The organism is Verrucomicrobiia bacterium (genome assembly GCA_035629175.1).
Taxonomy (GTDB): Bacteria; Verrucomicrobiota; Verrucomicrobiia; order Limisphaerales; family DASXHY01; genus DASXHY01.
On the sequence record DASPIL010000076.1, the window covers coordinates 18,928 to 33,064 of the forward strand.

13 protein-coding genes are annotated in these 14,137 nt (G+C 58.4%); 7 read left to right on the forward strand and 6 right to left on the reverse strand.

The annotated features are described in order from the left end of the window. The first annotated feature begins 84 nt into the window (after positions 1-84). The 7 genes from VEH04_13690 to VEH04_13720 all read left to right on the forward strand — a co-directional run bounded on the left by VEH04_13690 (position 85) and on the right by VEH04_13720 (position 8,247). Complete coding sequence (locus VEH04_13690; protein HYG23832.1) at positions 85-1,119, forward strand: glycosyltransferase family 2 protein; 1,035 nt, start codon at positions 85-87, stop codon at positions 1,117-1,119. Continuing rightward, entirely contained in the window at positions 1,116-1,814 is a 699-nt protein-coding gene (locus tag VEH04_13695) for a hypothetical protein (GenBank protein ID HYG23833.1), read from the forward strand. The genes VEH04_13690 and VEH04_13695 overlap by 4 nt, the downstream gene beginning before the upstream one ends. Next, the gene (locus VEH04_13700) at positions 1,811-2,764 is read left to right on the forward strand and encodes a phosphatidate cytidylyltransferase (protein HYG23834.1); all 954 of its coding nucleotides are present in this window, start codon (positions 1,811-1,813) and stop codon (positions 2,762-2,764) included. Before VEH04_13695 ends, VEH04_13700 begins: the two co-directional genes overlap by 4 nt. Positions 2,765-2,862: 98 nt before the next feature. Next, positions 2,863-3,594, forward strand: coding sequence for a lysophospholipid acyltransferase family protein (locus VEH04_13705; GenBank protein HYG23835.1), 732 nt, complete (start codon positions 2,863-2,865; stop codon positions 3,592-3,594). Then, a complete protein-coding gene (locus VEH04_13710; protein HYG23836.1) occupies positions 3,591-5,306 on the forward strand; it encodes a bifunctional alpha/beta hydrolase/class I SAM-dependent methyltransferase in 1,716 nt (571 codons plus the stop codon). The genes VEH04_13705 and VEH04_13710 overlap by 4 nt, the downstream gene beginning before the upstream one ends. Positions 5,307-5,316: 10 nt before the next feature. Next, on the forward strand, positions 5,317-6,606 hold the full coding sequence (locus VEH04_13715) for a phosphatase PAP2/dual specificity phosphatase family protein (protein HYG23837.1): 1,290 nt from the start codon (positions 5,317-5,319) through the stop codon (positions 6,604-6,606). A 186-nt stretch (positions 6,607-6,792) separates the two neighbouring features. Next, on the forward strand, positions 6,793-8,247 hold the full coding sequence (locus tag VEH04_13720; protein ID HYG23838.1) for a hypothetical protein: 1,455 nt from the start codon (positions 6,793-6,795) through the stop codon (positions 8,245-8,247). Positions 8,248-8,260: 13 nt separating this feature from the next. Here VEH04_13720 and pyrE read toward each other — a convergent pair whose 3' ends face one another. From pyrE to VEH04_13750, 6 genes are all read right to left on the reverse strand, one after another. Further along, a complete protein-coding gene (pyrE, locus tag VEH04_13725) occupies positions 8,261-8,827 on the reverse strand; it encodes an orotate phosphoribosyltransferase (GenBank protein HYG23839.1) in 567 nt (188 codons plus the stop codon). A gap of 85 nt (positions 8,828-8,912) precedes the next feature. Then, a complete protein-coding gene (locus VEH04_13730; GenBank protein HYG23840.1) occupies positions 8,913-9,992 on the reverse strand; it encodes an NADH:flavin oxidoreductase/NADH oxidase in 1,080 nt (359 codons plus the stop codon). A gap of 21 nt (positions 9,993-10,013) precedes the next feature. Further along, complete coding sequence (locus tag VEH04_13735) at positions 10,014-10,907, reverse strand: ThuA domain-containing protein (GenBank protein ID HYG23841.1); 894 nt, start codon at positions 10,905-10,907, stop codon at positions 10,014-10,016. A 57-nt stretch (positions 10,908-10,964) separates the two neighbouring features. After that, positions 10,965-11,795, reverse strand: coding sequence for a DUF1080 domain-containing protein (locus VEH04_13740; GenBank protein HYG23842.1), 831 nt, complete (start codon positions 11,793-11,795; stop codon positions 10,965-10,967). Positions 11,796-11,819: 24 nt separating this feature from the next. Beyond that, entirely contained in the window at positions 11,820-13,010 is a 1,191-nt protein-coding gene (locus tag VEH04_13745; GenBank protein HYG23843.1) for a Gfo/Idh/MocA family oxidoreductase, read from the reverse strand. Between the two features lie 38 nt (positions 13,011-13,048). Then, complete coding sequence (locus VEH04_13750; GenBank protein HYG23844.1) at positions 13,049-14,086, reverse strand: sugar phosphate isomerase/epimerase; 1,038 nt, start codon at positions 14,084-14,086, stop codon at positions 13,049-13,051. Positions 14,087-14,137: the final 51 nt, after the last annotated feature.

The following is a 14,137-nucleotide window of genomic DNA, read 5'->3' on the forward strand; positions in this document are numbered from 1 at the left end:
GCTGAACGCCGAGGCGGGCTGAAGCCACGCACCCTGCAACACCGCGAGCTTGCTGCGTCTTCGCGAAACCGGTTTCATGGGATCGTGAGCCATTCGTCTGTGATTCCACAACCCGCTCAGCCGGGACGCGTCAGCGTGATCATCCCGACGCTGAACGTTGAGGGTTTGCTTGAGAACTGCCTCGGATCGATCGCGCGACAGACATATCCGCAGGGCCAGATTGAAGTGCTGCTGGCCGACGCGCATTCGAAGGATCGCACGCGAGAAATCGCTGCCAAGTTTAAAGCCGTCGTGCTCGATGACAACGGGCGCAACATGGAAGAAGGCAAGCGCATGGCGTTGGGGCGCGCGACAGGCGAGTTCATCGTGTTCATGGATGCCGACAACGAACTGACCCATCCCGATTATCTTGAACTCGCAGTCCGCGGGTTGCGTGAGCATCCACAAGCGCTGGGCGTGGAGGCTTATTATCCAGCGTCTCGTCGCATGACGTCGTTCTGCGCCTACATCACGCAGTTGCTGCACATCAGCGATCCCGTGTGCTGGTTCATGAGCCAGGAACCGCAGCAGGTTGCGCGGCATGACGATGTCGAGCGCTGGCGGCTGCCTGGAGAAAGTGCGGCATATCCCTTGGGCGCGAACGGTTTTGTATTTCGGCGTGCGGACCTGGATTCTGTGGGCGCGGGCGAACATTTCCAGGACACGCATGTCGCCGTGCGGCTGATGCAACAGGGCAAGCGTGAGTGGCTGCGCATCGCGGGCCGCGGTGTGCATCATTATTACGTGCCGACGTGGTGGGGCTTCGTCAAAAAGCGGCGACGCTCGACCGTACATTTCCTGAACGTTCAAGAGGAAGCCCCATTGAACTGGATGCGGCAGCAACCGCGGCATCCCCTGTGGCTGGCCGCGCTTTACTGCGGGACGATTGTTGGTCCGCTCTGGCATTCACTCGTTCGCCTCGCTCGCGATCGCGACGTTCGATGGCTTTGGCATGCGCCCGCATGCTTCGGCGCCGTGATTGGAAATGTGTGGGGAATCATAACTTACAAACTCCATCGCCGGGACGCGAAGCTCATCGCCAAGCTTCAGGTGAAACAAACCATAAAAAAGGAATCGTGAAGCCCAAGTCCACTGCGGTCGCGTCGGAAAGTTACGCACCCGCGTCACGGCGCCCGATTGCTGACACATTCAGGCGCACGGCAGATTGGGCGGTTCGGCTGTGCATTCGTTGGAATGTGCATCCCGACACGATCTCATACTGCTCGGTGATTGCAGCAGGGGGAGCTGCGTTATGCTTCTGGCAGGCTGAAAAAATCCCATGGTTGCTCTTGATCGCGCCGGCGCTTTGCTACTTGCGGCTCTGGTGCAACATGCTCGACGGCATGGTCGCGTTGAGCTCGGGGAAGGCAAGCTGGCGCGGCGAGATTCTCAACGACCTGCCTGATCGAGTCTCCGACATTCTGATTTTTGCAAGCGTAGCGCATAGTGGGTTGAACTCGCTCGTGACTGCCTATTGGGCTGCAATCCTCGCCGTATTGACTGCGTACGTCGGATTGTTCGGGCAAGCTGTCGGAGTTCAGCGCGAATTCAGCGGGTGGATGTCCAAACCTTGGCGAATGGTCATGCTGCACTTGGGTGCGTGGATCACATGGGGATGGATGCGCAGCGGTCGCCCTGACACGTGGGGAACCCTGACGCCGATGGACCTGACGTGCCTGGTCGTCATAACGGGCTGTGTGCATACGATTTGGATCAGGCTCAGGCGAATCATGCAGGCGCTGAGGGTCCGTGCTTCAAACTCCAGCAACACATGACTCCGCAAGCGGCGCTTCACAACGAGGTTTTCCGCGCCTACTTCCTCATCGTGCTCGGAGTTCTCGCTGTTGCGGGTGCGGCCATAGCGTTTTTAAAATGGGGTCTCAAGAAGGACGTCGCCGGCGTATGGACGACGTATCGAAGCTGGTTGGTGATGGCCCCCTTGCTTTTCGGCACGGTATTCGGGGGCAGAGTTGCAGTGATCGTGTTCTTTTGCGTGATCGCGGCGCTGGGCTTCAAGGAATTCGCACGCGCGACGGGGTTGTATCGAGACTGGTGGGCCACTGGCGCAGTTTACATGGGCATTGCCGCGGTCGGCGTCGCCTGCCTGATGAAGCAGCCGCAGGGTGAAGAAGCCGGTGATGGTTGGTATGGCTTGTTCGTTGCGTTGCCGGTTTATGCGGTAGCCCTCATTTTCCTGATTCCCATTCTGCGCAATCGCGTGCAGGGCCAGCTTCAAGCCGTGTCGCTTGCGATTGTTGGGTTCGTTTACTTCGGTTGGATGTTCGGACATCTCGCGTTCCTGGCAAATGCGGAACACGCGTATGGATACCTGCTGTATGTGTTGTTCGCCACGGAACTCAACGATGTTGCGGCGTTCACGTGCGGACGTCTGTTTGGACGGAGGCCATTGCGAAACAACATCAGTCCAAAGAAGACCTGGGAGGGTGCGCTCGGTGCGTTGCTGGTTTCAATGACGTTGCCATGGCTTCTCAGTTTCTCGATTCCCCACTTCAACGCCACACAGCTGATTCTCGCCGGCCTCATCGTGGGCGTCGGCGGGCAGATTGGCGACCTCGCCATCAGCGTCATCAAACGCGACATCGGGATCAAGGACATGGGTTCCAATATTCCGGGTCATGGCGGAATCCTGGACCGAATTGACAGCCTGATTTATGTCGCGCCGTTGTTCTTTCACATGGCGGGGTACTTTTACCCGCTTCGGTGACGTGAAACTTCGGCAGCATTGTTTGCTCTGAAGGAATCGATGTTCGGTTCAGGATTTTCGATTCACAAACCTGGAACGAACGGTGCCACGGTGCGGATGTGATCGCGAACAAAACCATGCAACCGTGGGATTACGAACCTGCATCTGACCTCGACAAGACACTGGCAGAACGCCTGCGCTGCTTTCCGCGGGAACCAGACCTGAGCATTTACGCGGTCCGCTCGCTGGCGGCGCTGCTGATTCGCGGGTGGTTGCGAACTTATCATCGTTTCAGGGTGGAGGGAACGGATCACCTTCCGCAGTCGGGGTCGTTCATTCTCGTATCGAATCACAGCAGCCACCTCGACACGCTCTGCCTGCTGGCAGCATTGCCGCTGCGTGTTCTGCACAGGGCATTCCCCGCAGCGGCGCAGGATTACTTCTTCGTGAACGTCCCCCGCCTCGCGCTGGCGGCCATCGTGGTGAACGCGCTGCCGTTTGGACGGCAGACGCATATTCGTCAAAGTCTCGAACTGTGTCGGCAGCTCCTCTCCAACCCAGGCAATGTCCTCATCCTGTTCCCCGAAGGCACCCGATCGATTTCGGGCAAACTCGGTGACTTCAGGCCTGGCGTGGGACTCCTGGTGGCGGGCACCCGCACACCCGTGGTTCCGTGCCACCTGGACGGGGCGCGCGAAGCCTGGCCAAAGGGTTCGATCGTTCCGCGAACCGGGAAAATTCGCCTGCGCATCGGAACGCCGATGACCTTCGAAACGGAGTCGCCTGATCGCATGGGTGCGGAAGTGGTATGCGGTCGGTTGCAACAAGCCGTCATTGACCTTTCGTTGTGAAAACCACTGAGCACACGTTCAAATCATTCGACGGAACCGAATTGTTTTACCGGCGTTGGAAACCAAAACGCGCAAGCGGAAAGACGTTGATCATTTTCCATCGCGGCCATGAGCATTCAAACCGATGGGACGAAACAGTCAAAACGCTGCAGCTGGAGGATGTAACAGTGTTTGCGTGGGATGCGCGCGGCCATGGTCGATCGCCTGGGGAACGCGGGTCGGCGGAGAGTCTTGCCGTCATTATCCGGGATGCAGAGGCGTTTGCCCGGCATCTCGTTGAGACGCATGCCGTGAAACTTGAGGAAACCGTCGTGCTGGCGCATAGCGTGGGTGCGGTCATCGCGGCGGCGTGGGTGCACGATTTCGCCCCGCCATTGCGCGGCCTGATTCTCGCCACGCCGGCCTTCCGGGTGAAACTGTATCTTCCAATGGCCGTGCCGCTCCTGCGCTTGAAACAAAAACTTTGCGGTCATGGCTACGTGAAAAGCTATGTGAAAGCCAGGATGCTCACGCACGACGCGGGGCAAGCTGCAACATATGAGGCTGATCCAGCCATTTTTCGCCAGATCGCGGTGAATATTCTTTTGGACCTGCACGATACCTCGACGCGTCTGCTTGCGGACGCTGGTGCCATCCACGTGCCGACGTTGATGCTGACGGCAGGAGCCGACTGGGTTGTCAGAAATTCAGCACCGCGCCTGTTCTTCGAACGACTGTCATCCCCTTCGAAGCGGCTGGAAAACCTGCCCGGTTTCTATCATGCAATCTTTCACGAAACGGGACGGGAGGTGGTCGCAGAGAAAGTGCGCCGGTTTGTGGAGGAGTCTTTTGAACGACCGCAGCCACGCGATTCGTTGCTGCGTGCCGATGAAGGCGGGTTTACACGATCGGAGTACAACCGGCTGTGTAATCCGGGAAACCCAGTTTTCGGAATTACTCGCAGCGCCATGAAATCGGTGGGACGGGTCAGTCGCGGAATCGGTTTGGGATGGCAGGCGGGATTCGATTCCGGGCGCACCCTTGATTATGTCTACGAGAACAAGGCACGTGGATGCACATCCATCGGGAGGATGATCGACCGTGCGTACCTCAACAGCATCGGGTGGCGGGGCATTCGGCAGCGCAAATTGAATCTTCAGAAAACACTGCATGAAACGATCCTAAAGGCCAACGCAGCGGGAAGACCCATTCGCATTCTGGATATTGCTTCAGGTCCGGGGCGATACGTTTTGGAGACAGTTCGAGACCTGCCGGAGATGCGTGCAAGTGTTGTGTTGCGGGATTACAAAACCGAGAACATCGACGCGGCCCGGAGACTGGCGGCAGAGTTCGGACTTGAGGGCGTCACGGCAGTGGAAGGGGATGCTTTCGATAGGAAGTCCCTTGCACAGATGGATCCGAAATCCACAATTGGAATTGTATCGGGATTGTTTGAACTCTTTCCGGCAAATGCGCCCGTGCTGGAGGCGCTGCGCGGATTGGCAGATGCGATTGAGCCGGGCGGGCACCTGATCTACACCAATCAGCCCTGGCATCCGCAGCTGGAATTTATTGCCCGCGTATTGTGCAATCGTGAGGGCAAACCCTGGATCATGCGGCGGCGCACGCAGGCTGAGATGGATCAACTCGTGGCAGCCGCGGGATTTCGAAAGGTGGGGCAGGAAATTGATCGGTGGGGAATTTTTTCAGTCTCCGTGGCGGAACGTCTTTGAAGGGAACGTCATGAACAAGCCCACCCGATGGGAGGCGGCGAAAGCGTCAGCGTTCCTGTCATTGCTCTTCATTTCGGTTTATGCATCAACGAATTGGATGACGAGCCGGCGGAGCGATGTTGGAATGTGGTTTTTTGATTGGGAAAGGCACATCCCTTTTGTCGCAATCACGATCGTGCCGTACATGTCCATCGATATCTTCTTCGTCCTGGCGCCGTTTCTTTGTTCGACGAGAGACGAGTTGCGAATTCTCTGCCGACGGATTGGACTGAGCATTCTGATTGCTGGAGCGTGCTTCTTGTCGGTTCCGTTGGAGATGGGATTTCCACGGCCTGAGACTTCGGGGTGGGCGGGCGCACTGTTCCGACTCCTGCACGGGTTTGATCAACCTTACAATTTGTTTCCATCACTGCACATTGCGCTTGGGGCACTGCTCGCGACGTTCTATGTGCGGCATACACGGGGTTGGGTGCGGAATGGTGTTCGTGTCTGGTTCGGGTTGATCTACGTCTCAACGCTGCTCACGTTTCAGCATCACACCGTGGATGTCGTGGGCGGTTTCATACTGGCGCTGGGGTGCCACTACCTGGTTCGTGAAAGGGTGGGCGTGCGTGTTGCTATTCCAACGATCCGTGTTGGATTCCTCTATTTCGGGGGCGCAATGCTGGTGACAGGGACCGCCTATTGCTGCCTTGGACCATGCGTTTTCCGGAAGAACAAGGGCAGGCTGCCACTGAGCGCGAAAGTCCTCCTCGCACCCACGTTATTGGGGCAGAAACTGTCACTTCTCTATTATCGGCGCGGCTGTTCCGCTTGGAATGCGATCACTCCGAACATCTGGTTGGGCGTTCACCTGAATGCACGCGAGGCCCAACACGCGGTGGCACGAGGAATCACCGCGGTGCTTGATCTCACAGCCGAAATCTCAGAAGCACCCGCATTTCTCCAGGTTGCCTATCGCAACATTCCCGTGCTGGATTTGACCGCCCCGGATGCAGGCCAGCTGCGCGACGCGGCGCAGTTCATTTCGACCCAGTCGGAACGCGGAATCGTTTACGTGCACTGCAAAGTTGGCTACTCGCGGAGTGCCGCAGCAGTCGGTGCTTACCTATTGAAGAGCGGGCGGGCAAAAACAGTGGCCCATGCCTTGGAACTTCTGCGGAGTGCCAGGCCCGGAATCATCATTCGGCCGGAGATTGTGAAATGTCTTCAGCAATTTGCCGCTGATGAGTTCCACGGCGAAGGGGCGGTTTCACGAGTAGCGCAGAATTCCATGTCCGCTGTGTCCCAGGTTTCCTAACCTGCTCGGCGTGGTTCACACCCTGCCGGCCTGGAAGCGCGGCGATACAGCAGGTTTGGAAACCTGCGCTACGAAGAGCTCCGTATTGTACTCACTATTAAGCCCGCATTTTCCGAAATGTTCCGGGTCTTTTCGGTCGTGACCGTGCGGCGCTGGTCTGGCATTTTCGGGCTGAGAATCTGACGCATGAATAGCGAATTGCCCTTTGAAGTTTTGGAGTTCGATGAACTCCTGCGAAAACCCAACGGTGACGCGTCAGGCTTCGCCAGCTTTTTTTCCGCAGGCGAGGTTCTCGTCACACGCGTTCCTGCCCGCCTGGATGTCATGGGTGGCATCGCTGACTACTCGGGCGCAAATGTCTGCGAAGCGGTTCTCGGCCGCGGCATGCTGATGGGACTGCAGCCTCGCACCGACCGCACACTGCGCATTCGCACAATGCAGGCGGGCATGAAGGCGTTGCCCATCGAGACCCGCACGCCGCTGGATTATTTTTGGTCAGGCGACGGACTCGCCAGCTACGCCGAAGTCAGGGCGTTGTGCCAGGCCAACCCGCTCGCGAATTGGGCGTCGTACATTCTTGGAAGCATCTTTACGTTGCTCAAGGAAGAGTCGATCAAGCTGCCCTACGGTTTCAATCTGCTGCTTCTGAGCGCCGTTCCAATGAACGTGGGCATTGGGAGTTCAGCGGCTGTGGAGATTGGCACGCTGACCTGCCTCAACTCGTATCTTGGACTGAATCTTTCGCCCTCGCGCATCGCTCGCCTCGGCCAGATGGCGGAAAATCATGTCGTCGGCGCGCCTTGCGGCATCATGGATCAGACCGCGATCACGAGCGGCCGCAAGGGTTGCCTGACGCACATTCTTTGCAGGCCAGGCGAGGTGAAGGGCGAGATCGAGATCCCGGCAGGAACAGGCTTTGTCGGGATCAATTCGATGGTGCGTCACTCGGTGGCGGGAAGTCCTTACAGCGACACGCGCGTTGGCGCCTTCATGGGCAAGAAGATCATCAATGACATGCGCGCGCGAACAGGACGCGGGCCGATCGATTATCTTGCCGAACTGACGAGCAAGGACCTGCAGCAGTATGAGGTGGGAATCCCTGAGGAAATTGTCGGCTCCGTGTTTCTCGCCGAACACAAAACGCACGACGATCCCGTCACGCGGATTTCTCCTGATGCGGTGTATCGAGTGGCAGGACCGACGCGGCATCCTGTTGAGGAGAACGAACGAGTGTTGAAATTCATGGATGCCTTGCGTGCTGCGGGCATGGGCGACGAGCAAGCGCTGGTCACGGCAGGCGACTGCATGTACGGCGCACATGCGAGCTATCGCGACAACTGTCACTTGTCCACGGAGGAAGTGGACTTCCTGGTTGATGCCGTGAGACACCGCGGCCATGCGTCAGGGCTGTATGGAGCCAAGATCACAGGCGGTGGAACGGGCGGGACCGTGGCTGTATTCGGCAGGATCGAGGCGTTGAAGAAGCACATCCCGGAAATCGCAGTTGAATATTCGCGTCGTGTCGGTGTGATGCCGGACATCTTCGAAGGCACGTCGCCGGGAGCGATGGAATTCGGCGCGTTGCGCTATGGCTTTGGCGCGGGCGGATGGCAGCCGACTGCGCGGTCAAACGGGGATTGAAGCGGGCTACCCGTCACTTGCTGCCGGGCTTGATGGCGGGCGTCGACGCGAGATCGGGCGGGAGTTTGTCGGGTTCAAATGCTTCGACGGCCAGCGAAAGGAGGCTGATGAACGGAACGCCGAAATCCACTTTGCCGTTCGATCGATCGACAGCAGCGGAAATGGCAGCCAGTTCGCCCTGATGGCTGCGGACAATGTCGATCGTTTCCTGGACGCGGCCGCCCTTGGTCACGACATCTTCCACAATCAGGACGCGTTCGCGCGGCGCGATCTTGAATCCGCGCCGCAACACGAGTTTGCCTTCCTCCTTCTCGACGAAAATGAACCGCGTCTTCAACTGCCGCGCCACTTCCTGGCCCAGGACCAATCCGCCCATGGCAGGCGCGACCACAGTGGAGATGTTCAAATGACGAACCTTGTCGGCCAGTGCGCCTCCGACCCGTTCCACAATCGGCATCTGCTGCAACGCCAGGGCGCATTGGAAGAACTGGCGGCTGTGCAAGCCGCTGCGCAGGATGAAATGACCTTCGAGCAGGGCGCCCGTGTCGCGGAAAACCTGAAGCACTTCGTCTTTCGTCATGGGCGCAAATTCTAGGAGGCGGCGCGGGACTGCCAAGGTGAAATGAACAATCGGTGAAAGCGGCGCGTCGGCGATCGACTGGGAGCTACCAGGCTCGGCCGTATTGCACCGGGGGCAACACAGTTCGCGGCGCGCCCAAAGTCCGAGCGGCGCGCATGGGCCAATACGGATCGCGAAGAAACGCTCGCGCGAGCAGAACCAGGTCCGCCTTGCCGCTCGCGATGATCTCTTCCGCCTGTTGCGGTTCGGTGATCAACCCGACGGCGGCAGTGGCAATTCCCACGTCGCGGCGAACCCGCTCCGCAAGCGGCACCTGATAACCAGGTCCCAATGGAATATCGGCCTTCGGCAGGTTGCCTCCCGAGCTGCAATCAATGAGATCGACTCCTTCGGCTTTCAGGTGCTTTGACAACTCGACGGTCTGCTCGATGTCCCATCCTCCGGTGGTCCAATCCGTGCAGGAAAGCCGGACCGTCAGCGGCAATGAATCCGGCCAAACCGCGCGCACGGCCCTTGTTGTTTCGAGGAGAAAACGGATTCGATTCTCGAAGCTGCCGCCGTATTGGTCGGTGCGTTGGTTGCTTTGCGGCGAAAGGAATTCGTGAAACAGATAGCCGTGCGCCGCATGCAATTCCATCCATTCACAACCCGCTTTGAGCGAACGCTCGGCGGCGGTAACGAACGATTTCCGTGTGGCGGCGATTTCTGTTTCCGTCATCGCGGCGGGCACCTTCGGCAAATCGCCGCCGAATGCCAGCGCGCTCGGACCCAGCGGTTTCCATCCGCCTGACGAGTCTTCAAGATGCGCGCCACCTTTCCATGGGAGTGCTGCCGAAGCCTTTCGCCCGGCATGCGCGATTTGAATTCCGGGGACCGCGCCGTGCTGCTTGACGAATCGACTGACCCGAGCCAGCGGCTCAATATGCGAGTCAGACCAGATTCCGGCATCGCCGGGAGTGATGCGCCCTTCAGGCGTCACTGCAGTCGCTTCGACAATGACAAGGGCGGCTCCGCCGACAGCGCGCGAACCCAGATGAACCAGATGCCAGTCATTGAGGAAACCGTCCTCGGATGAATACTGGCACATTGGTGAAACACCAATGCGATTGCGCAGCGTGACTGACTTGATCGTCAGCGGCTGGAAAATATGCGGCGTGTTTTCCATCAAGCGGACGTTGCGAAGCGATCAAAATTGTTGCGCGGCTGGTGCAACCTTATCCCAGATCATCGGACTTTCGCGCAAGCCGAGTGCCCAGTAAATGCCGCCCAGGATGTGGACCTGGTAGGCCTTGCTGACTTCGACGGAATTCTTGCGGTCGCGCAGGTTGGGATCCGCGTCCCAAATATCTTCGCGATGTCCGAGGGAGGTGTAGAAGACCTTGCCTTGCCCGTATTCGCGGGTCCAGGCCACGGGAAAATGTCCTGCCGCGCCACTATTCGGATGCTTCTCGAGGGAGAGCAAATTCTTCACGCGTGAGCGGTCGTAGTTTTTGAAGAGGTAAATCTCTTCCTGAGCGATCGGCCAGAGTTTGCCGAGATGCGCGGTGGATGGATGCGTCGGGTCATCAACACAGCACTCGACGCCGACTTGCGGTCCGTGGCTTTGAAAATGTGCGCCGACCATCTCGATGAATTCCGGCCATTTCGGGAACGTGTCGCCCGCGGCGTGCATTCCAATGAACGCCTTTCCGGAACGCACCCAGGCCAGAAAGCCTTCCTTGTCTGGAATGGGAAGGTCGCCTGTCGTGTTGGCGAAGATGATGCCATCGTAGTTCTTCAGCGACTCGGCACTCAGCTTCGAAAGCGGGGCTTTCAGCTCTTCCTGCAGCGCAGCCCGCGTTTCAGCCGATGGCCCACCGACCGCGCTGAGTTTGCCTTCAGGCTGGCGAACAAACTCGACAGTAAAGGCCTTGGACTTTTCTGCCAGTTCGCTTAACACCTTTTCCGCCGTTGGAATCGAGCTGTGGCGAAACCCTGCCGTGGTTGTCACAACGAGCAGTTTCTTGGGCGCATCAGCGGCGCTGGCAAACGTTGGCACAAGCAACAACCCGGCACAAAAGATCGCTATGGATAATTTCATAGTTGAGATGAATTGGTTTGACCGCGTACCTGCGAGAACGATGTGAAATCGGCGCTTCTACTGTTTTGCCGGTTCAAGCCGCCTGACCCAGATGTTTCTGAAACGAGTGGGGTTGCCGTGGTCCTGGAGGGAGATCGGGCCCGTCGCAGGATGCTGGGTATACTTCGCGACGGCGCGCCATCCGGTCGGTCCCATGAGGCTCTGATGATTCTGAACGAGCACGCCGTTCAGCAGAGCGGTGACATACGCGGGTGATTTCAAAGTTCCGTTCGCCTCGAAGCGCGGCGCCGTGAATAGGATGTCGTATGTCTGCCATTGGCCAGGAGGACGGCAGGCATTAACCAAGGGCGGATACTGGCCATAGATGGCGCCGATGGTTCCGTCGGCATAAGTGAGGTTCTCATAACAATCCAGGATCTGGATTTCATAGCGGCCCATCAGGAAAACTCCGCTGTTGCCGCGGCCCTGGCCAGTGCCCTTGACGACGCTTGGGGTTGCGAATTCCAGGTGCAATTGGACATCACCGAATTCCTCGCGGGTGAATATGTCTCCTTTGGCCGCAGTCACCCCGCCGTCGCCGAGTTTCCAGGCGGCCGCATTTCCGTCCTTGTCGCGCCATTTGGAAAGATCCGAGCCGTCGAACAGCACGATGGCATCGGAGGGCGGGATGGCCGTGGGTTTCTCTGTGACGAGCGAGGCAGGTTTGACGACAGGCGGCTGCGGGCGCTCCGGATCATGGACATGCCACTGCGTGTTGGGGATCAGCGGGGTGTCCTTGAATCCGGCAACGCCGTTCACAATGGTTTCCATAGGCTTTGCTGGCGCGGCAATGGCGCAATGTGCGCCGGCAGCCAGGCACACGAGGATGGCGAGGTACGCGGTTTTCATTTGGATGGATCGCAACGGGCGCGGTTAAATTTTCTTGGGCATGGCGGTCCATGCGCCTTTTTTCTGGCTGCTCTTCAAACAGGTTTCAATGAACGCAATTCCGGTCCAGCCGTCCTCCACAGTCGCATACCTGGAACCATCGGTTGCGAATTTTTTACCGGCCTTCCACTTGCGAACGTCGGCTTCGAAGCAGCGATGCAGCCGGGCGAACGCATCGTGAAATGCCTCAGGATGACCCGCGGGAATGTTCGGTTCGGCCATCAGTTCGGCGGGTACGTCCTTGGGCAGGAAACCGTCGCCGGGCGTGACAGCGCCGCGCCAATAAACACGATCGGGTTGATTGGCAAGATGAACGGTGATGGATTCCGGATTTTCCTGGCTCCATCGCACGGAACCCTTTGTGCCCGCGACGAGAATGCCGAGGTCGTTCTTGCTGCCGATGCAGACCTGCGAAGCACGGACGAGAGCCTTTCCACCGTTGCTCAGCTTGCAGTAGATGGTGAAGTGATCGTCCAGCATCCGACCCTCAACAAACGTTTCCATTTGCGCGGATACGTCGGTGACATCGAGTCCCGTGACGAAACGCAGCTGCATGAGCGCGTGCGTGCCGATATCGCCGCCGCAGCCCGAGCCGCCCGCGCGCTTAGGGTCCACGCGCCAGGAGGCCTGTTGCTGCCCTGTTGCCTCCAGCTTGGTTGCAAGCCATCCCTGCAAATAATAGGAATCCACCCAGCGCACTTCGCCGATCAGGCCGCTTTGGACGATGTAGCGTGCAAACCGGCTCGTCCAATGGCCGAGGTACGTGTGCGACACCGCGAACGGAACGTTCAGTTCGCGCGCGGTCTTCACGAGCGTGTTGGCCTCCTTCAGGTTCAGGCACAACGGCTTTTCGCAAAACACAGCAATCCCGGCCTTCATCGCCTTCATTGCGGGATCGAAGTGCACGAAGTTGGGCGTGACGATCAGGATGTAATCCAGCTTCTCCTCGTCGGGCAGTGTCTTGTTCGCCGCGATCATTTCGTCGTAGGAGCCATAACCCTTCAACGGAAACGGCCAGTTGGCAGCTTCTTCCAATGCCACCTTGGGATCAGGGAATAATGCGCCCGCAGTGACGCGGCGGGTGCCGTCGAAGTGAATTGCGCGCTGATGCGGGTGAACGATGAACGCGCCTTTGCCGCCGCCAACGAGTCCAACATTAAGTGGTCGGTTTGCCATATGTTCCAAATGTTTAGTGGGAAATTGTGATGACGTGGTTACTTGCGCGCGAATGCGGCATCGAATGCCGCGGCGCTCGGTGGGAAATCCAGCTTCCGAATCAACGCGCACGCTTCCGCCGCCCCGTGGAATCGATCCATGCGCCCATCTTCCCATTCGACGGACAACGGCCCGCGATAACCGACGTCGTTCAGCGCAACAATGACTTCCTCAAAGTTGATGTCGCCATGACCCGGGGAGCGAAAATCCCAGTAGCGTCGAGGATCGCAGAAATCGGTGTGCCCGCCGAAGACGCCGATCGTGCCATCACCGTGTCCCCACCAAGCGTCCTTCATGTGCGCATGGAAAATTCGGGGACCGAACTCGCGCACGAAGCGGACGTAGCTGACGCCCTGATACCCGAAATGCGAAGGATCGAAATTGAATCCGAACCGCTTGTGTTCCTTCACCGCAGCCAGCGCCCGATGGGCTGAAACGACGTCGAATGCGATTTCGCTCGGATGCACCTCCAAAGCAAAGTTGACGTTCTCCTTCTCAAACACATTGAGGATCGGAATCCAGCGTTGTGCGAAATCAACAAAACCCTTTTCGAGAAATTTTTGGTCCGTGGGCGGGAAGGCGTAGAGCGCGTGCCAGATGGAAGATCCAGTGAAGCCATTAACGACAGCGGGAAAATCCTTGCCGGGAAGGCTGGCTGGCTTTGCATCGAAGAACTTGCGCGCGGCACGGGCCGTCACTTTCATCTTCTCAGCCGCGCGCTGGCGCACTCCTTCGGGATCGCCGTCGCCCCAAACGTCAGGAGGAAGGATCGCCTGATGGCGTTCGTCAATGCGATCGCACACAGCCTGGCCGACGAGGTGATTGGAAATGGCGTAACAGTTCAGGCCATGCTGCTGGAGCAGCGCCCAGCGATTCTTCACGTAATCGGGTTCATTCGCAGCGCGATCGACTTCGAAGTGATCGCCCCAGCAGGCGAGCTCGAGGCCGTCGTAGCCCATCTGTTTGACTGTGGGAGCGAGTTCTGCGAGCGGGAGGTCCGCCCACTGTCCAGTGAAGAGTGTGACTGGTCTGGCCATGTTCAGAATAGTTGCGGTTGCAGTTCCGGAGCCCTTCCGGTGGTGCTGGCA

What these genes read in the sequence shown, in the direction of transcription:
- VEH04_13750 (HYG23844.1), bottom strand. Translation starts at nt 14,086, where the DNA reads ATGGCCAGACCAGTCACACTCTTCACTGGACAGTGGGCGGACCTCCCG.
- VEH04_13700 (HYG23834.1), top strand. Translation starts at nt 1,811, where the DNA reads ATGACTCCGCAAGCGGCGCTTCACAACGAGGTTTTCCGCGCCTACTTC.
- VEH04_13745 (HYG23843.1), bottom strand. Translation starts at nt 13,010, where the DNA reads ATGGCAAACCGACCACTTAATGTTGGACTCGTTGGCGGCGGCAAAGGC.
- VEH04_13740 (HYG23842.1), bottom strand. Translation starts at nt 11,795, where the DNA reads ATGAAAACCGCGTACCTCGCCATCCTCGTGTGCCTGGCTGCCGGCGCA.
- pyrE (HYG23839.1), bottom strand. Translation starts at nt 8,827, where the DNA reads ATGACGAAAGACGAAGTGCTTCAGGTTTTCCGCGACACGGGCGCCCTG.
- VEH04_13730 (HYG23840.1), bottom strand. Translation starts at nt 9,992, where the DNA reads ATGGAAAACACGCCGCATATTTTCCAGCCGCTGACGATCAAGTCAGTC.
- VEH04_13735 (HYG23841.1), bottom strand. Translation starts at nt 10,907, where the DNA reads ATGAAATTATCCATAGCGATCTTTTGTGCCGGGTTGTTGCTTGTGCCA.
- VEH04_13715 (HYG23837.1), top strand. Translation starts at nt 5,317, where the DNA reads ATGAACAAGCCCACCCGATGGGAGGCGGCGAAAGCGTCAGCGTTCCTG.
- VEH04_13720 (HYG23838.1), top strand. Translation starts at nt 6,793, where the DNA reads ATGAATAGCGAATTGCCCTTTGAAGTTTTGGAGTTCGATGAACTCCTG.